General features: G+C 58.6%; 15 protein-coding genes. 5 read left to right on the forward strand and 10 right to left on the reverse strand.

Annotated elements, in window-relative coordinates:
• Nucleotides 1-24: 24 nt before the first annotated feature.
• The gene (locus GDJ93_RS08075; protein WP_152068401.1) at nucleotides 25-948 is read left to right on the forward strand and encodes a LysR family transcriptional regulator; all 924 of its coding nucleotides are present in this window, start codon (nucleotides 25-27) and stop codon (nucleotides 946-948) included.
• Between the two features lie 122 nt (nucleotides 949-1,070).
• Here the strand turns inward: GDJ93_RS08075 and GDJ93_RS08080 are convergent, their stop codons facing one another.
• The 6 genes from GDJ93_RS08080 to GDJ93_RS08105 form a co-directional block, all read right to left on the reverse strand.
• Nucleotides 1,071-2,513 carry a PTS transporter subunit EIIC gene (locus tag GDJ93_RS08080; RefSeq protein WP_152068402.1) on the reverse strand — a complete coding sequence of 481 codons (1,443 nt, stop codon included), beginning with the start codon at nucleotides 2,511-2,513 and terminating at the stop codon, nucleotides 1,071-1,073.
• Nucleotides 2,514-2,706: 193 nt separating this feature from the next.
• Complete coding sequence (locus GDJ93_RS08085; RefSeq protein WP_152068403.1) at nucleotides 2,707-3,825, reverse strand: neutral/alkaline non-lysosomal ceramidase N-terminal domain-containing protein; 1,119 nt, start codon at nucleotides 3,823-3,825, stop codon at nucleotides 2,707-2,709.
• An 18-nt stretch (nucleotides 3,826-3,843) separates the two neighbouring features.
• Nucleotides 3,844-5,091, reverse strand: coding sequence for a hypothetical protein (locus tag GDJ93_RS08090; protein WP_152068404.1), 1,248 nt, complete (start codon nucleotides 5,089-5,091; stop codon nucleotides 3,844-3,846).
• Nucleotides 5,092-5,117: 26 nt separating this feature from the next.
• Nucleotides 5,118-6,152, reverse strand: coding sequence for an amidohydrolase family protein (locus GDJ93_RS08095; protein WP_152068405.1), 1,035 nt, complete (start codon nucleotides 6,150-6,152; stop codon nucleotides 5,118-5,120).
• A 226-nt stretch (nucleotides 6,153-6,378) separates the two neighbouring features.
• Complete coding sequence (locus GDJ93_RS08100) at nucleotides 6,379-7,860, reverse strand: aminotransferase class I/II-fold pyridoxal phosphate-dependent enzyme (RefSeq protein ID WP_152068440.1); 1,482 nt, start codon at nucleotides 7,858-7,860, stop codon at nucleotides 6,379-6,381.
• A gap of 201 nt (nucleotides 7,861-8,061) precedes the next feature.
• Entirely contained in the window at nucleotides 8,062-8,919 is an 858-nt protein-coding gene (locus GDJ93_RS08105; RefSeq protein WP_226812551.1) for a LysR family transcriptional regulator, read from the reverse strand.
• A gap of 118 nt (nucleotides 8,920-9,037) precedes the next feature.
• Between GDJ93_RS08105 and GDJ93_RS08110 the strand changes: the two genes are divergently transcribed.
• Together GDJ93_RS08110 and GDJ93_RS08115 are read left to right on the forward strand one after the other, a co-directional pair.
• A complete protein-coding gene (locus tag GDJ93_RS08110) occupies nucleotides 9,038-9,949 on the forward strand; it encodes a DMT family transporter (RefSeq protein WP_152068407.1) in 912 nt (303 codons plus the stop codon).
• Between the two features lie 139 nt (nucleotides 9,950-10,088).
• Entirely contained in the window at nucleotides 10,089-12,338 is a 2,250-nt protein-coding gene (locus tag GDJ93_RS08115; RefSeq protein WP_152068408.1) for a KUP/HAK/KT family potassium transporter, read from the forward strand.
• Nucleotides 12,339-12,417: 79 nt separating this feature from the next.
• On the opposite strand, the gene bsh is transcribed toward GDJ93_RS08115, so the two are convergent.
• Nucleotides 12,418-13,383 carry a choloylglycine hydrolase gene (bsh, locus tag GDJ93_RS08120; protein WP_035137018.1) on the reverse strand — a complete coding sequence of 322 codons (966 nt, stop codon included), beginning with the start codon at nucleotides 13,381-13,383 and terminating at the stop codon, nucleotides 12,418-12,420.
• Nucleotides 13,384-13,627: 244 nt separating this feature from the next.
• The gene (locus tag GDJ93_RS08125; RefSeq protein ID WP_035137017.1) at nucleotides 13,628-14,047 is read right to left on the reverse strand and encodes a peptide deformylase; all 420 of its coding nucleotides are present in this window, start codon (nucleotides 14,045-14,047) and stop codon (nucleotides 13,628-13,630) included.
• Between the two features lie 193 nt (nucleotides 14,048-14,240).
• Between GDJ93_RS08125 and GDJ93_RS08130 the strand changes: the two genes are divergently transcribed.
• Nucleotides 14,241-15,551 carry an NCS2 family permease gene (locus GDJ93_RS08130; RefSeq protein ID WP_152068409.1) on the forward strand — a complete coding sequence of 437 codons (1,311 nt, stop codon included), beginning with the start codon at nucleotides 14,241-14,243 and terminating at the stop codon, nucleotides 15,549-15,551.
• A 137-nt stretch (nucleotides 15,552-15,688) separates the two neighbouring features.
• Nucleotides 15,689-16,354 carry an alpha/beta hydrolase gene (locus tag GDJ93_RS08135; RefSeq protein ID WP_152068410.1) on the forward strand — a complete coding sequence of 222 codons (666 nt, stop codon included), beginning with the start codon at nucleotides 15,689-15,691 and terminating at the stop codon, nucleotides 16,352-16,354.
• Between the two features lie 237 nt (nucleotides 16,355-16,591).
• Here GDJ93_RS08135 and GDJ93_RS08140 read toward each other — a convergent pair whose 3' ends face one another.
• Together GDJ93_RS08140 and GDJ93_RS08145 are read right to left on the reverse strand one after the other, a co-directional pair.
• Entirely contained in the window at nucleotides 16,592-17,725 is a 1,134-nt protein-coding gene (locus GDJ93_RS08140) for a 5-methyltetrahydropteroyltriglutamate--homocysteine S-methyltransferase (protein WP_226812552.1), read from the reverse strand.
• A 155-nt stretch (nucleotides 17,726-17,880) separates the two neighbouring features.
• A complete protein-coding gene (locus GDJ93_RS08145; protein WP_055286633.1) occupies nucleotides 17,881-18,777 on the reverse strand; it encodes a LysR family transcriptional regulator in 897 nt (298 codons plus the stop codon).
• Nucleotides 18,778-18,781 lie beyond the last annotated feature (4 nt).

An 18,781-nucleotide genomic window follows, 5' to 3' on the forward strand; every position in this document is an offset into this window, starting at 1 on the left:
AATGAGGGTACCGGAGGCCTCCCTATGGATATCAGCCGCTTTGGCGAATTCGCCATCTTAGCGCAGTCACGCACGTTTCTTGATGCGGCGGAACTGCTTTTCATGTCGCAATCAACCCTCTCCAAGCACATCATGGCAATGGAGCACGAACTCGGCTGCAAGCTCATCGATCGAAGCCAGCGCCACGTAACACTCACCGCGCAAGGTGAAGCGCTCCTCCCCTATGCGCAAAAAATTGCGACGCTTCAGCACCGCTATCTTGCCGCCATTCAAATAGGCGCAGGTGAGCCGCTCGAGCACCTCACCGTCGGTTCTATCCCCATTATGGCCCCTTATGGGATCACGGACGCCGTCATCGATTTTCAGCAGGCGAACCCCTCATATTCTGTCGAGCTCATCGAGGGCGAGGGCGACACACTCAAGCGCATGCTCCTGCACGAGGACATTGACCTGGCCTTCATCCGTGACGGCGGCGCCATCGAGCCGGAGTTCAAAAAGATTCCCTTTACGACCGACCGGCTCGTGGCCGTCCTTCCGCTCGACCATCCGCTCGCCGAACGTGACGCCGTCGAGATAGACGACCTTATCGACGAGAATTTCCTCATGCTTCCCCAAGGCTCGTTCGTAAGCGAGCTCGTCCTTTCCCTTTGTCGCGAAGCTGAATTTGGCCCACGTGTTACGTTCACCGGCAAACGAGCCGAGAACATCATCTCCCTTGTCGCGCGCGGCGCCGGCGTCTCATTCCTCATGCGCAAGCCGGCGGAATCGCTCGCCAGCGGAAAGGTAGCCTTGGTGCCGCTTGAGCCCGCGACGACCTCCGAGGTCAGGCTCTACCTCAAGCGAAACGCCGCGCACTCGCAGGCGGTCGTCTCGTTCATTGGCTTCCTCCCCTACCGTCAGCTCCTGCAGGGCGACCGTGCGTCTTCCATCCCGGCACGACCGTCATAATCCCGCTGCCCCACAACGGCAGACTTATGTCCGCAAACACGCTGGCAGCGGCACGAAACACAAATATGCCTCGGGCGGCACGTCGCCGTCCGAGGCATATTTAATCAAAGTGCGCAAAAAGACTAGTCCACCGAGATGTTGAGCGCCTTACCGCCCTCGTCCTTCCTGGTACCGATCACCATAGCGGCGACAAGAGCCAGAACGAAAGCGACCACACCGGAGATGACAAGGCCGATAAAGCCCGTGTCGATGCCGGCAGGGTTAATAAAGCTCGGGAAACCGAGCGGGCCGGAGGCACCGAAGGCATAGAGTTTGGCACCCATGAGGCCGGCGATGGCGCCGCCTACACCAGCGGAAATAAAGGTTGCCCACATAAGGCGCTTACGCGGCAGCAAGATGGCGTAAAGCGCAGGCTCGTTGACACCGAAAATCGAAGAGACAAGGGCGGGAATGTTGACGGCAGCATTTTCCTCGGAGTCCTTGGTTCGGATGATCATGCCAAGCACAGCGCCGGCGATGGCACAACCGCCTGCATACACGAGCGGGTTAATGAGGTCATAGCCGTAGGTTGCGACATCGAGAAACCACAGCGGGATGATACCCCAGTGCAGGCCGAACATGACGAGCAGGCTCCAGAACGTGCCGATGACGAAGCCGGCGATGGCGGGCTGGAAGTTGATGAGCATCAAGATGATCTGGGCAACGATATTGGAGAGGACCGTCATGACCGGACCGACCACAAGCAGGCCAAGGATGCCGCAAATGAGGAGCGTCAGGATGTTGGAGAAGAACGAGCTCACAAGCGCGGGCAGCGCGTTAGAAAGGGCCTTGTGCACCTTGGAGGCAATCCAGACGATAAAGATCGCAGGCAGAATCGTCGATGAGTAATTCTGCATGATCAGCGGGATGCCAAAAATATCACCGTAGACATTGGACTCGAAGACCGTACCGGCGCCGAGCGTGTAGAGCGGATCTCCGCCCATAAGGGCAACGAGCGTCGGATAGACGAGGATACCGCCGAGCGCCATTCCCATAACGGGCTTAAGTCCGAACTTCTTGGCCGACGTCCAGCCAATGATTAGCGGAAAGTAATAGAAGACCGAATCTCCGATTGCCGAGAGCGTCACATACGTATTGCTGTCCTTAGCGAGCCAACCGGCAACCGTACAGAGCGCAAGCATCGACTTGATGAAGCCACCGGCCATAAGCACACCAAGAACCGGCTGCAGAATCTCGGAGATGATGGCAAGCAGACGCGAGAATGGATCGCCCTTTTTGACGTCGTCGCCCTCATCGATATCGAGTGCGGGTTTGGAGTCGAACCCGCCAATCTGAACAAGGTCGTTGTAGACGGCCTCGACAGTGGCACCAATCACGACCTGATACTGTCCGCCGGCCTGGATGACGTCAACGACACCCTTCGTCGCCTTAAGCTCATTGGTCTGGGCGAGCGATTCATCCTTGAGGTGGAAGCGGAGACGCGTAATGCAGTGGCTCACGTCTAACACATTGTCTCGACCACCAACCTTTGTGATGATTTCATCGCAAAGCTTCTGGTATTTCATGGAATTCTCCTTTTTCTGAGCGGGGTATAGCATCGATTTCATGCCTCCGTAGTCGACGTGGGAGAGCAAGGAACCCGCTTCCCCCTTTGAAATCCGCGGACGCACGTACGCCCGGGATGGGAAACGGCAGAGAAGATGGAAGATGCCGATCACATGGCAGCGAGCCTCATTGGCCCATGTCACGCAATCAGGTCTACAGACGCGAATCTGCTGCGCCGAGAAGTCTCGTCGTCTGGCAGAACTTGTCACACAGACGTTCTGGTTCGCCCTGGGGAATCTGAGTACGCTCGGTCTCAAAGGAGAGGCCGTACTCGCGTGCCGGAAGGAAATACTCGAAATAGCCGTTGGTGTAACCGCAAACTATTCCCTCGACTGGGCATTCGCGCTTCATGCGAATACCCAGGTCGCTGCCGAGCTCACTCGGGAACACAAAGAGATGCAGGCCGCCCAGACTGATGACGGCACACTTAAGCGTGAGCGAAAAGTCGCCATGGGCAACGGTGTGATAGAACGTCTGAGGCTCGATGCGGTCGAGAACGACCTCGCGATCGAGCTTGATCTGGGAAATCGCCTCGGCAAGACCGGTCGAAACACGCTCGACCTCGGGAATGCCGCGTCCCTGGCGAAAATTGCGGTCGCTACAGTCGCCAGCAGCACCGACGACCATGGCCGGATAGTAGCCAAGACTCTGAGCGAGCTTTTTGCCGGTAAGACCGGCGAGTTCGCTCGTGAGCTCCGTGCAGTCGGGTCCGACGCAGGCGGAATGCACCGCCCAGTTCACAAAGCCCGCAAATGGATTGCCTTCGGTATCGAAGAACGATACGACAATGACCTCATTGTCGGCGAGTTCACCTGGGATGATGCGGTTGTCGTAGAAACCGGTGATGACCTGCTTGCCCAAGCGACAAATCGCGGGCTGTGCGTTGGCGCGGCACTCCTCAAAGCATTGGCAAATGGTATCGAGGAACCAGCGGTAGTAGTCCTCGTCGAATTTTCCCGTCCACCAGCTGCGGTGGTAAGCGACGATTGAAGTATGGTCGTGCGTCGCCGAGAGCAGAACGCAATCACGGTCAATGCCGTAGCGCTCGGCGAGCATTGTCTTGACTTCCTCGGCCATGCTTTCCTCGAACTCGAGGACATCGGCATTAAAGAGAAACACTTCACGTTCGCCTTGCTGGAAGAGGATGGCGTTGGCGAAGACGTCATCATGGACGCCCGTCGCAGGTTCAAGACGGTTGGGAAGATTGCGGTAGCCAATCAGGTAGATGTCGCCCTGTGGGGTAATTTTGCGGCGCGCGTGTCCAATGTTCATGCACGTTCTCCTTCTGTGTCACGCCGCATTCAAGGCGGCAATGATGATTTCGACGAGGCGCTCATGGGATCCGGCGGCAAAACCGGAGTTCATAGCCTCATAGGTGATTTTTTCGTACGCGTCGGGAGCCGGTAGGTACTTCTGTCCGCCGTTGACGAGCGTGGCAAAGAACACAGAGCCGGACCGAGCGGCGCGCACAGTGGCGCCGAATGCACTCGAGACCTCGGGTTGTACGCCGACAAGCTCGACGTTTCCCAGCCGGAGCAGATAGACCCTCGTGCGCTGCTCGCCAGCGGCATGAAACTCATACGTTCGGTGCGGAGCCAAAGAGTGAAAATCGGCGCGTGTCTGAGCAGGCAGGAGAACGTCGACCGTGCGGGCATCGATGCCAGTAGCGTCATCCTCACGCGCCATGCGAGCGGCCTCGACTAAAGCATCGCCCAAAGCCTGCCCCTGCTGGTGCAGCATGCGGTATCCGTCCTCATGGGCATCGACCGTCTGCTTAACGCCGGCCGCATCGAACAAGACGTTCATGGCGCGCTCTGCCGGACCTTGGTCGCCCGCGGCGCCTGGCAGCAACAGGGCAACGCCGCCCAGCTCGCGCTCGAGTGACATGGCGGCAAAACCAAAGAGGTCTCCGCTCGCCATGTGCCTCCCCTCGGAGTCGCGCGACCCGTCGAGCACGGAGGACTGAACGTCCGCCGTCGCGAGCACGGCAACATACTCGCCCCCGGCATCCCTTATGGCGAGTACGGGCATCGTGTGGTCGGCAAACCCCCCGGGATTCGAGCCCAACCACCAGCCGGCAGGCGTCTCAATGTCGCGATTAACGTTCACGGGGCATTCGCCCTCCACAGTGGCGAGCGTGGCAGAGCGAATGCCCGCAACAGCGCGCTCGACAGCCGTGCGGGCGGCAGCGACGAGCGCTGCGCGATAGCGCTCGTTGCGATTGCGGGTAGCATCGTCGGCAAGATGCCCGGGAGTGCGGACGTGAGGCATGGAAAACGTGTGGGTAGGAACCACCCAAGAATAAGCACCGCTGCAATTGGCGGCATCCTCAACAACCTCACGCAGATCGGCGAGTAGAGCCGGAGCGATCGAGGTGACCTCAAGCGAAAGGACGCAGGCGCGTCGCCCCGTCCCCTCGATGATAAGGGCACGGGCGAAGACCTCATGACGGAGTTCGTCGAAACCGTCGAACGGCAACACGTCACCAAGATCGATGGCCACACGAGCGGCCCCAGCCCTCATCTCTCCTTCGTCCATGGCAGATACTCCCCTCTGATTGCCGCTCACTCGACACCGTACAGTTGCTGCGCCGTACCGCCAAGCACACGGTCGCTGTCTGTATCGCTCAGATTTGCAGCGCGAACGCAGGCGACACCCTCGGTGAGCCACTCGCGTTTAACGGGATAGCTCGTGCCAAAAACAATATGGTCTGCACCCAGCACGTCAACCGCGCAGGCGAGGAGTGTCTTGCCCCAAGGCTGAGCATGGGACATGTCGAAATAGATGTTGTTCTCGAGGCGCCTGGAAACGGTCTCGGTATCGACCTGAAAACGGCCAGAAGCATCAGGGCGCTTGGGACCATGAGGCAACAGCATCTCCTTGAACGCAAAGTATGCGCCGCCGAGCATGGAGTGGACCATCTTGATATTGGGGTAGCGCTCAAAGAAATCACCAAAGATCTCTCGGCCGATCGCCGTAGTTTGGTCGACGCAGCGGCCATAAGAGCGGCGAAGGTTGTCGTACGCGAGAAGCGACTCGTTCTCGACCGGCACGGGAACATGGTGCACGTAAACGGTGACATGGCGTTCGTTCAGGTGCTCGAAAAAGCTCGAGAAGACCTGATCATCGAGATAGCGCTTGCCGTAGTGAGCGCAGAGCTGCACACCCGCAAAACCATCGTCGAGCCTGCGGTCGAGCTCCTCCAAATTCGCTTTGGTGCCAAAGGGCGGCACGGCGACAAGCGGAATCAGACGGCCATTTGACGCCTTCGCGTCAGCAGCCATACCGTCGTTGAAACGCCGGCACATCTCGAGCGACATCCACTCGTGGCAGCCGGGGAGCTTGAGGATCGCCTTGTCGACCCCCGCCTCATCCATATCGGCCAAGCGCTTCTCGAGGGTGTAGTCGCCCTCAATGTAGTTAAGACCCGGAGAACCGGCGGGCATCTCGATCACGATCTGTCGTTTGCCGGCGGAATTCATGGTCAGATAGCCTTCGGTGTCATAGGCGCGGGGTACCTCGGCCAAAAACTGTTCGCAGAGCGTCTCGTCATGAAAGATACGCTCGTCGAACCAGTAGGAATTTGCATCGATAATCATTGGTTGGAACCGCCTTTCATCTTGTTGAAAACATTCTAGAAAAGCAGGTACCCGGACATCAATTCCAGCTTAAGCCCACTGTATTCCATTTTGGAATAGAACTAGCCGCTCACGCGCGAACCTCGCCCGCTCAACGAGACAAGCGCTAACAGCACGGGCTTAGACAGAAAACGGTCGGCCCGCATCCGTTGCGGGCCGACCGTTTCATTACAGGCTACCCTTGCCGTTACGCCTGGCGGTAATGATCGAAGAAGTCGGCGAGGTCTTCGAGGGACTCTTTGAGTACTTCCATGCGCGGCAGGTACACGATGCGGAAGTGGTCGGGCTCAGCCCAGTTGAAGCCGCCGCCGCGCGTGATCAGGATCTTCTTCTCATGCAGCAGGTCGAGGGCAAACTGCTCGTCATCGGTGATGTTGAACTTCTTCACATCCATCTTGGGGAAGATGTAGAACGCCGCGCGCGGCTTAACCACCGAGATGCCGTCAATCTTGTTGAGCGCCTCATACACAAAGTTGCGCTGCTCGTAGACACGGCCGCCGGGACGGATGTAGTCGTTAACGGACTGATGGCCACCGAGTGCCGTCTGAACGATCGACTGAGCCGGCACGTTGGAGCACAGGCGCATGTTGGAGAGCATGTTGATACCCATGATGAAGTCGCTCATGCAGCGCTGGTTGCCCGAAAGCACCATCCAGCCAATACGATAGCCCGCAATCATGTGAGACTTGGACAGACCGCTAAAGGTAACGCAGGGCAGGTCGGGGGCGAGCGAGGCAATCGAGACGTGCTCGTAGCCGTCCATGCACAGGCGGTCGTAGATCTCATCGGCAAAGATCATCAGCTGATGCCTGCGCGCAATCTCGACGATGCCCTCGAGCACCTCGCGCGGATAGACAGAACCCGTGGGGTTGTTGGGGTTGATGATGACGAGGGCTTTGGTCGCACTCGTAATCTTGGACTCCATATCCTCCAAGTCGGGATACCAATCCGCCTGCTCATCACACAGATAATGTACGGGATGACCGCCGGCAAGGGTTGCGCACGCCGTCCAGAGCGGATAGTCGGGGCTGGGGATCAGAATCTCGTCGCCGTTGTCGAGCAGCGCGTTCATCGAAAGCTGAATGAGCTCGGACACGCCGTTGCCCGTGTAGATATGCTCCATCTGAACGTTGGGCAGGCCCTTGATCTGCGAATACTGCATGATCGCCTTGCGCGCGGAGAACAGGCCACGCGAGTTGGAATAGCCTTCGCAGTCGGGCAGCTGCTGGCGCATGTCCTTGATGACCTCATCGGGTGTGCGGAAACCGAAGGGCGCCGGGTTGCCGATATTGAGCTTGAGGATGCGCTCGCCCTCGTCCTCCATACGGGCGGCCTCGTCGACGACGGGACCGCGCACGTCATACAGGACGTTGTCGAGTTTGGTGGATTTAGAAAAAGTACGCATGGTGGTGCTCCTTGCAATTTGAGCTGAGGGATGGGGTTCGGGCTTGGAATCGTTGCGGGGTGATGATGCCTCGCCTTGATCGGCGTCGCCGGCGAGCAGCCAGGTAACATCGACCTCCAAAATACGGGCGAGCAGCTCAGCCACATCGCGCCGCGGAATCGTCTTGCCGCTCACATATTGGCTCATCTGACTCTTGCCGAGTTTTTTGCCGAGCATCTCCGATGCGCGGATTACGTCCGACTGGCGAACGTCGCGATTGGACATAGTCTGTCGCAGGCGATCGCTAAACGTCTCTTGGGCCACTAGAACCTCCTTGCTGGCAAAGTTCAATTTATAGAACACGAATTGAACCTGGGTTCAATTTAGGCAGCAGTATAGCGCGGCGCATTATCGGGAAGTTCAATTTCATAAGAAAATGCGCCGGACTCTGAGATTTGCCCAAAGCGGACAATGACACGCACACGTTTAGAGGTATTCGAGGAAACGGGCGGCAGCAAGCGAAACATCGGCCGTTCGATATATGGCGTTGATCTGCCGATGGGGATGCCCCTCGAGTGGGCGCACGGCAACATCGAACTGGCAGCGGCGCAAGATGAGCGCGGGAAGAATGCTCACGCCCAGGCCGTCCTCGACCATAGCCATAATCGCATAGTCATCCCAGGTCGACAGCTTAGAGCGCACCGCCAGGCCCGCGCGGCGAAACAGCGGCGTAATCTCATCATCGGTGCCTCGTTCTAGCAGAATAAACTGCTCGTTGGCTAAATCGGCAAGAGAAACGACCTCCGCCGTGGCAAGCAAAGAGTCCGCCGGCACTACCGCCATCAACTCGTCGCGCACCAAAGACCGCGATGCCATGCCGTTTTCTCGGGGTTCACGCGGGATAAAGCCCAGATCGCAGCGGCCCTCTGCCACCCATTGTTCAATCTCTGAGTAATCGCCCATCAGCAACTCGTAATCGACGTCCGGGTGATCGGCGCGAAAGCGCGCAATCACCGGCGGCAGCACGTGGGTCGCCACGCTCGAAAACGTACCGATGCAGATTTTGCCGCGCATGAGCCCACGCATCTCATCCACCCGTCGCTGCAAACGAACAAATTCCTCGCATAACGCCTCGACCGCCGGCATGACTTGCCGCCCATCGGCAGAAAGTACTACGCCCTCGCGGCTTCTATCGAGCACTTTAAAGCCCCAGTCTGCCTCAAGATCGGCCACCATACGGCTCACGCCCGACTGCGAATAGCTCAGCCGCTCGGCGGCGCGCGTAAAACTGCCGGCGCGCACGGTCTCGAGCAGCACCTGCATCTTTTGAATATTCGTTTCCACGGCACCCCTCCACCTTTGCATGAGTTTTTGTCATGTTATCCATGCATTATATTCGCTTTTCTTCTAAAGCCAGTTCACCCATAGTGAACATGCTCGGATATAGAAGGGATGTCAGCGCATGGACAACGGACTGTTTACGTACTTAGCAGCATTGCTATTGTTTGGCTCCAACGGCATCATCGCCGCTGCCATCGCGCTGTCGAGCTCCGATATCGTGCTCCTGCGCACGTTTTTGGGCGCGCTCTCGCTTGTCACCATCCTCGCCATCACCCAACGCCATAAACTGCAGGCACCATCTCGTCCCCGCGAAGCCGCAGCACTCCTTCTCTCGGGAGCCGCACTGGGCGCCAGCTGGATTTTCCTGTTCCGCGCCTATCAGACGATCGGCGTCGGCGTATCCTCGCTGCTGTACTACTGCGGCCCCATCATTGTCATGGCGCTCTCCCCGCTCATCTTTGGCGAAAAGCTGACCGGCGGCAAAATCGCCGGCTTTATCGCCGTTGCTTGCGGTGCTTTTCTCATTGCAGCACAAGGTCTAGGCGGCAATATGCCCATTGCGGGTATCGCCTGCGGTATCGCCTCGGCATTTTGCTATGCGCTGATGGTCATCGCTAGCAAGGGTGCGCCACACATCGAAGGCCTCGAGAACTCCACGCTCCAGGTGAGCGCCGCCTTTGTGACCGCGCTGGTCCTCACGCTCATCACGCAGGGCGCTCCCTCATTCCTGTCCGCCGGCGTCGCCGCCAGTATTGATTGGCGCGCCGTCGTCATGCTCGGCGTCGTCAACACCGGCATCGGTTGCCTGCTCTACTTTAGTGCCGTCGCCAAGCTGCCCGTCCAGACCGTCGCGGTCGTCGGCTACCTCGAGCCGCTTTCGGCCGTCGTGTTCTCGGCCGTCCTTTTGGGCGAAGCCATAACACCGGTCCGCCTGATGGGCGCCGCGCTTATCATCGGCGGCGCGATTTTTTGCGAACTCGCCGGCAAACGCGCAAACGCCAAGGCTGGCATCGCCCAGACAGTACGTGCTTAAAAGCCCCTGCTTTGAAATACTACCTGCGTAGATAAATAATCCCCAGCTGAGGATTATTGTCTAAAATAACCCGATGTGCCAAACTGCTCTTGTATGTATAAAGACGGCATAAAGTTTTTTGTCCTAGACAGATAACCGGATGTCTAAGGGAGTCCTCGTGGCACACAATAAACTGGAGGCAAACCTCCAAGACCAGCACGGGCAAGGCGGGCACGGAGCCATCCCCCTCTCCGCTGGCATGCTGCTCGTAACGCTCGGCGTCGTCTATGGTGACATCGGCACGAGCCCCATGTACACCATGAAATCAATCGTCGCCAACAACGGCGGCATCGGTACCGTCAGCGAGGACATGATCCTGGGCGCGCTTTCGCTCGTCATCTGGACCATAACGCTCGTGACCACGGTCAAGTACGTGGTAATCGCCATGAAGGCCGACAACCACAACGAAGGCGGCATCTTCGCCCTGTTCAGCCTCGTACGCAAGGTGGCACCATGGCTGATTCTGCCCGCCATGATCGGCGGTGCGGCACTGCTTGCCGACGGCATCCTCACCCCCGCCGTCACGGTCACCACAGCCATCGAGGGTCTGCGCACCATCGAATGGGGCCATGCGCTGCTGGGCGACGGCCAGACCAACGTCATCATCATCACAATCATCATTATCTGCGGCCTATTTGCCATGCAGCGCGCCGGCACCTCGTCAATCGGCAAGCTCTTCGGCCCGCTCATGACGCTGTGGTTCCTGTTCCTGGCAGGCGCCGGTCTGTTCAACATGCTCGGCAACCTGTCCATCTTGCGCGCGCTCAACCCCATCCGCGGCATTATGTTCCTGTTCTCGCCCATCAACCATTCGGGCATTATGGTGCTCGGCTTTGTCTTCCTGTCGACAACCGGTGCCGAGGCACTCTACTCGGACATGGGCCACGTGGGCAAGGCAAACATCTATGCATCCTGGCCATTTGTTAAGGCGGCCCTTATCCTCAACTATCTGAGTCAGGGAGCTTGGCTACTCGCCAATAACTCCAACCCCCAGATGCTCGCGATGGATATCGTTAACCCGTTCTATATGATGCTTCCCGAGCCCCTGCGCCCCTTTGCCATTGTGCTTTCGGCCGTGGCGGCCATCATCGCCTCGCAGGCGCTCATCACCGGCTCGTTCTCGCTGGTATCCGAGGCAACGCGCCTCAACCTTATGCCGCACCTGCGCATCCACTACCCCAGCGACACCAAGGGTCAGCTCTATATTCCGCTCGTCAACAACATCATGTGGGTCGGCTGCATCTTCATCGTGCTGTTGTTCCAAAACTCCGAGCGCATGGAAAGCGCCTATGGCCTCGCCATCACCGTGACCATGCTCATGACCACCACGCTGCTGACGAGCTATATCGCCGGCATCCTCAAGCACAAGCTGGGCGCCTGCATCTTTGCCCTGCTCTTTGGTGCCATTGAGCTGTGCTTCTTCGCTTCGTGCCTCACCATGTTCTTTGACGGCGGCTACGTCATGATCTTCCTGGCCGCACTGCTGTTTGGCCTTATGTATGTGTGGCGTCGCGGCACCGCCATCGAGCGTACGCAGACGATTCTGCTGCCCGTCTCCAAGTACATCGACCAGCTCAATCGCCTGCGCAATGACGAGACCTACCCCGTGCTCGCCGACAATCTGGTGTTCCTCACCAACAGCCCCGACCCGCTCACACTCGACCGCGACGTGCTCTATTCCATCCTAGACAAGCACCCCAAGCGCGCCAAGGCATATTGGTTCATCAACGTACACGTTACCGACGAGCCCTATACGCACGAGTATTCCGTTGAGACCTTTGGCACGGACTTCCTGTTCCGCGTGCGCTTGGACCTGGGCTTTAAGGTCAATCAGCGCATCAACGCCTACCTGCGCCAGATCGTTGGCGACCTGATGGCCTCGGGTGAGTTGCCGCCGCAGCACCACACCTACTCCATCTACGAGACGCGCGGCAACGTGGGCGACTTCCGTTTTTGCATGCTGCGCAAGATGCTTGCCCCCGAAACGGACATCAACCGCAATGACCACCGCGTGATGGCCATCAAGTACGCCGTCCGCCGCGCTTGCGGAAGCCCGGCGCGCTGGTACGGTCTCGAGAACTCTGCCATCATCATCGAGTACGTGCCGCTGTTTGCCCGCATGCGCCCGGCCGTTAAGCTCGTGCGCACCCAGGTGCCGCTCGAGGTTCAGATTGAAGAGGCCGAGGAAATGGAAGTCGACATCTTCTCGGACGACTTGGTCAACGGCAACGAGGCCGGTAGGGACATGAACGTCGATCCCACCGAGCTGCTCGAGAGCGTCGCCGATACGCCCGAACAGCAACAGCTCGACGGCCTCGAAAGTGAACAACTCAACGACGCCAAATTCTAGCGACGTCACAAATCAACGAAAGCGGCCCTGCACCTCACGGGAGATGCAGGGCCGTTTTGCATTGCGGTAAAGCTATCGGCTACGAACGGCGCGGCTCGGGAACCACGAGCCTATCGGGGCTCGCGCCCTCGGCATCCATCAGGCTCACGTAGCGAATCGACGGATCCCCATACATCGCGTAGTAATAATTGCCCGTGCGCGCGCTAAAGCATCCGGTGTAGATAGTCTTCTCGAACTTGCCATCGCCCATCCTGGACGCTCCCTCGATCATCACCACGCCCTCGAGCGAGCGGAACATGCGAACGACGTTTTCGGTCTCGCTCTCCTTTTGCGGGTAATTGGCATTGAGGTACGCCGCCTTTACAAAACGGCTCGGCGAATAGCAATCGCCCGGAATGCCGCGCATGCCGGCACCGGCTCCATAGGGCTTGAGCTCGGCGCCACGCCATGTCGCCGTCTGCGGAAAATCGCTTGTGGCGGTGATATAGGTGCGCAGGTTTTCCATGTGCCACGGAAAGGTCGGCTGGTTGGCAAGGGTGTCGACCGGATCGTCGTATACATGCAGGCCGTCAGCCATCATCTCGACCACGATGCTGCGCTGGCTGTCGCCGATAATCCAATGGAGCAGCGACACGCCCAGCCCCTCTCCGGCAGATTTGGCGACAATCACCGTGTCGCGCAGCGCGGCCTCGACCTCATCGACCGTCGAGAACGTCGCTGCCACCCACAGGGGGAACTCATAGGCCGCGATATTGGTCTTGCCGTCGACAGGGTCCTCGGCATACTCGGCATAACCCGGGAAATTGAGACCCGCCACGGCGAGGCCCGCATCGTTGCCGCAATCGAAGAACATAGGGTAGTTCCTGTAATCGATGCACATGCCGATTACCGCGTGCGCCGCCGTCGCGTCGTCGATAAACGAATACGGAATGTGAAACCCGCGCGGCATCACGCGAACCTGTTGGCCGTAGTCAAAGCTCCAGTCGAGATTGCGGCCCAGATACATGTGGCCAGAATTATCGGTAAATCGAATACTCGTACACATAGCGCCTCCTAGCTTTACGTTCTTGCTAATTTCATTGTCTCCAAACAAAAAGGCGCTAAACACAAAAGCCCGGACATGACAACAATGTCACGCCCGGACTATTCAAGCAGGATAAACTCAACCAAGTTAACCCCGCAGGTCGTCTAAGGGGTCAAAGTGCCGCAGATTGCCAAGAAAGAGGAGCGAAGCGTACTTAAGGTACGCGAGCGACGATTGAGCGGCAAGGTGCGGTGCTTTGGTCCCCTTAGACCAACTTTCCTAGACAGTGATCGATCATATGCTGGATCATCTGTGCCTCAAAGCCCGCGTAGTCGCGGCGGCACTCCTTCATCTTGCCGTCGACAATCTGGTCAAAGGCAACCTTGCACTTGATATAGCGCGTGGACTTGGTGACCTCCTCGTGCGTCAGGCAGCTCTCCTCCATCTTGCTGGCGCCCAGGCCAAACACCAGACGGGGGTTGTAGAGCACGTGGGGCTCGCCGGCATCGTCCAGGTAGACGCAAACCTTCTTGGTAACGCCAATCTGGTTAGCGGCAAGGCAGCCGGCATCATCGAGCGACTTGATGGTATCGATCAGGTCCTGTGCGACCGACTCGTCCTCGACGGTCGCAACCTCGCAACGCTGGGACAGGATAGCCTCGTCGTGGCAAAGCTCTTTAATCATACGTTCCTCCATAGGGGTCGTTGTAACCGCTTAAGTATACGGTACCCACACATTTTCATGCGAAAAATACCGTCCGTCTGCTACAAAGCGCCGAACATCAACATGCGAGGAACAACAGCGTCGTAAAGGGGCTATAGTGGGTGAGTTCGTGTCAATCGGCCTAAACTCGGGGCCGAACAAGGAAAGGGTATGCATGGACGAACTTTTTCACGTCAGCGAGCGCAAGTCCACAATCGGGACCGAACTCCGCGCTGGACTGACAACATTCCTGGCGATGGCCTACATCATCGCCGTCAACCCCGCGGTGCTCTCGGGCGCTGGCATCGATGCGGGAGCGCTCGCCTGCGCCACCTGCCTGGGCGCCGGCATCATGACCATCTGCATGGGCATCTTCGCCAACCGTCCGCTCGCCTGCGCGTCGGGCTTAGGCGTCAACGCGATGATCGCCGGAATCGCCACCACCGTCTGCGGCGGTGACTGGCACGTGGCCATGAGCGTCATCTTCCTTGAGGGCGTCGTCATCTTGCTGCTCGTGCTTTGTGGCCTGCGCGAGGCCATCATGGACGCCATCCCGGTTGTCCTGCGTCACGCCATCTCGGTGGGTCTGGGCCTGTTCATCGCCATGATTGGCCTGTGCGATGCCGGCATTATCACCGCTGGCGCCGGTACACTCGTCGGTCTGGGCGACATCACCTCCCCCACCTTCATCGTCGGCATCATCTCCATCCTGGTGACGGTCGCCCTCGCCTGCCGCAACGTCCCCGGCTCGCTGCTCATCGGCATCGTCGTCGCCGTCATCGCCGGTATCCCCCTAGGTGTGACCCAGGCTCCGACCGGCATCATCGCCCCGCTCGACTTCTCGAGCATCGGTGGCCCCATCGCCGACGCCGGCGGCGTGCCCGCCATCGTCAAGGTCCTTACCGACCCCACGCTCCTCGTCATCTCGTTCTCGCTGCTCATGAGTGACTTCTTCGACACCATGGGCACCGCGATGGCCGTAGCCAAGCAGGGTGAGTTCCTCACCGACGACGGCAACGTCGAGAATATCAAGGAGATCCTGATCGTCGACTCCGCCGCCGCCGCTGTGGGCGGTTTCATGGGTGTCTCCTCCATCACCACTTTCGTCGAGTCCACTTCCGGCGCTGCCGACGGTGGCCGCACGGGTCTCACCTCCGTCACCACCGGCGTGCTGTTCATTCTCGCCGCGTTCTTCTCCCCCATCGTCACCATCGTTTCCAGCGCCGCCACCTGCGGTGCCCTGGTCTACGTCGGCTACCTCATGATGAGCGAGGCCTCCGAGATCGACTGGTCCGACGTGTCGCAGGGTTTCCCGGCGTTCATGATTGTCGCCGGCGTGCCCTTCACCTACTCCATCTCTGCCGGCATTGGCCTGGGCTTTATCGCCTACGTGGTCGTCGCGCTCTTTAAGGGCGAGGCCTCCAAGATCAAGCCGCTCATGTGGATCGCAGCCCTCGCCTTCCTCGTCTACTTCTTCGTGGCGTAACGGCATAGTCTGCTAAAGCAAAACAACAAGGCGCGGAATCGCATCGAGCGGCTCCGCGCCTTTCTTTTAGCGTCTGCCCCCGTGTCAGCGTGCGACAATTGAGGCTGTCAATATCACAACACTGAGAGAAGCCTGCCTTGGAAGCGCATCATAAGCAGATAACCGTTTATTCAGAGTGTGCGGAAGGCGCGCCCGTCATCTATCTCCCCGTGGTTATGGGCAACGGTAGTGAAGTCTACGAGCGCTGCCGAGAGCTCGACTGCCCGCCGTTCACCCTTGTCGCCATTGGAGGGCTCGATTGGAATCGCGAGCTGAGCCCCTGGGAATGCGACGGAACTATACGAGATGCCGAGCCCTTTGGCGGACAGGCTGCTGGTTTTCTTGACGAGTTGTTGAAGCAGATAATCCCCCAGGCCGAATCATCGCTCCCGCAACCGCCCGCCTGGCGCAGCGTTGCCGGCTACTCGTTGGCGGGTCTTTTTGCACTGTGGGCACTTTGGCAAACAGATGTCTTTGAGCGCGTGGCGAGTGCATCGGGGTCGCTGTGGTTCCCCGGCTTTATCGACTACGCGCGCGAGCGCACGATGACGGCTACGCCCGACGCCGCCTATCTGTCGCTCGGTAAAAAGGAAACCAAGACGCCCAACCGCATGATGCGGCACGTACTCGACGATACGCGCGCGATGGAAAAGCTGTTTATCGAGCGCGACATCCCAACAACGCTGGAGCTCAACCCCGGCAATCATTTTGCCCAAACTGACCTGCGCATGGCGCGCGGCATCCACTGGATACTGACGCATTAAAAATGGCGTCCACGCGTACACACGCATGGACGCCATTTTTAATTTGGCTGAACGCAGCTACTATGCGACAGTCTCCTCGAGTTCAGATACGGTGGGCGTCGAGAACTGGGGCATGGATGTCCTTTCATGATGGAAGGGCGATCAGGCATATCGGATAACCTGCCCGAACGATACGATCCGAACCATTGTACGCGATACGCAATGCCTCGCACGCGCCGCCACCTGCAAACGGTAGCGTTACTTCCAAACGCGCTCGGCAATGCGCTTGACCAGCGCGATCTTTGCCCACTGCTCGTCCTCGGTCAGCTTGTTGCCAATCTCGCAGCTGGCAAAGCCGCACTGGGGCGACAGGTACAGATTCTCGAGCGGCACGTACTTTGCGGCTTCGCGGATGCGCTCGACGATAACATCCTCGTTCTCGAGCTCTGCCGCCTTGGTGGTTACCAAGCCCAGCACGACCTTCTTGCCGGGAGCGACGTACTTGAGCGGCTCAAAGCCGCCGGCGCGCGGCGTGTCGAACTCCAGATAGAACGCATCGACATTCTCATGTGCGAACAGGTACGGTGCGATGGGATCGTAGCCGCCTTCAAAAGCGTAGGTGGAGTGGTAGTTGCCGCGGCACACGTGCGTGTTGATAACCAGATCGTCGGGCTTGCCCTCGATGGCGGCGTTGTTGAGCGCCACGCCCAGCTCGCTTACCTTTTGCAGGTCAACCGGGCTCATGCCGGTTTTGGCGACAAAATCGGTGTCGCAGTAGATGCCCCAGGTGCAGTCATCAAACTGGATGTTGCGGCAGCCTGCTGCGTACAGGTCGGCGATCACCGTGCGATAAGCGGCTGCAATGGCGTCGGCAAGTTCCTCATCGGTCTTATAGACAGCGCGCAGGCTCTCCTGCTGGCCGTCGCAGCGGTCGAGCGTGACTTCGGAGAACGTCTGGATCGGCGCCGGAATGGTTTGCCGCGCGACCTGGCCCTCCCCCTCGAGCGCCTTGACAAATTTAAAGTGCTCGACGAACGGATGGTTCTCGCCGCTAATGGGGCCGGTTACCACGGCGGTGTCGGCTGTGGTCTCCTCGTCGTGGAACATATAGCCCGTACGCGAGGTACGGCGTTCAATGCCGTTGAGCCCCCACATAAAGTCGAGGTGCCAGTAACTGCGGCGAAACTCGCCATCGGTAATCACCTGCAGGCCAGCGGACTTTTGCTTGTCCACCAGGTCGCGAATGGCCTCATCCTCGACGGCCTTAAGGCCGGCGGCGTCGAGTGTACCCGCAGCATAGGCGGCACGGGCGTCCTTCACGGCCTGCGGACGAAGAAAGCTGCCGACGATATCGGCGCGAAACGGCGCGTTCGGTTGAATCGAAGTGCTCATAGATATCTCCCTTTGCATTGGTTGCTTTGCTGGGACAGAGTATGAGCGCTCATATGACCATCGTAAGATATACGTTTATAACAGTTTGATATAGATGTTTCCTATATCAGTCTGGACTGTCATAAAGAGACTTGAACCGTGCGGAGCACAGCAGTCTAGATATGCTGACGAATCGCGTCGATATAGGCCCGACCGTAGCGCGTAAGCGTCGTGTTCTTGCGCGTGATGATGCCAATCTCCATGTACTCGTCCACGTCGAGCGGAATCGAGATAATGCCGGGGCCGTTGAGCTCGTGGCTGATCACGCCCGAGCATACCGTGTAGCCGTTGAGGCCCATGGCCAAATTGAACAACGTCGCACGGTCGCGCACGCGGATATTTTTGCGACGCTCGAACGTCGAGGTCAGCTCCTCGGAATAGTAAAACGAGTTGTAGCTGCCCTGCTCGTAGGACAGGAACGGGTAGTCTTCCAGATCCTCGAGCGTCACGCTGGAGCGGTCCGCCAGCGGATGGTCGGCGCAGACGAAGACATGCGGCGTGGCGCAGAAGAGTCCTTCGAACACGAGCTCGTTGGCCACCAGCATGCGCTCGATGACCTCGCGGTTATGCTCGGATAAGTACAGGATGCCCAGTTCGCTTTTCATATGCGCGACATCCTCGATAATCTCGTGAGTCTGTTCCTCGCGCAGGGTAAAGTCGTAGCGCGCGGCATCGAACTCACGGATCACATCGACAAACGCGTTAACGGCAAAGGAATAATGCTGGCAGCTCACACTAAAGTGCGGCACCTGCTCGGACGCGCCCTTGTACTTGCCTTCGAGCAGATCGGCCTGGTCGAGCACCTGTCGCGCGTAGCCCAAGAAGGTCTCGCCTTCCTCGGACACAATGACGCCCTTGTTGGTGCGCTCAAAGATGTGCACACCCATCTCGTTTTCGAGATCGCGAATCGATGCGGTAATCGAAGGCTGCGACACAAAGAGACGGCGCGAGGCCTCGGTAATGCTGCCGCATTCGGCAACTTTGACGACATATCTGAGCTGCTGGAGCTTCATGGCT

This window comes from Collinsella aerofaciens (assembly GCF_902501475.1).
GTDB classification, from domain to species: Bacteria; Actinomycetota; Coriobacteriia; order Coriobacteriales; family Coriobacteriaceae; genus Collinsella; species Collinsella aerofaciens_AL.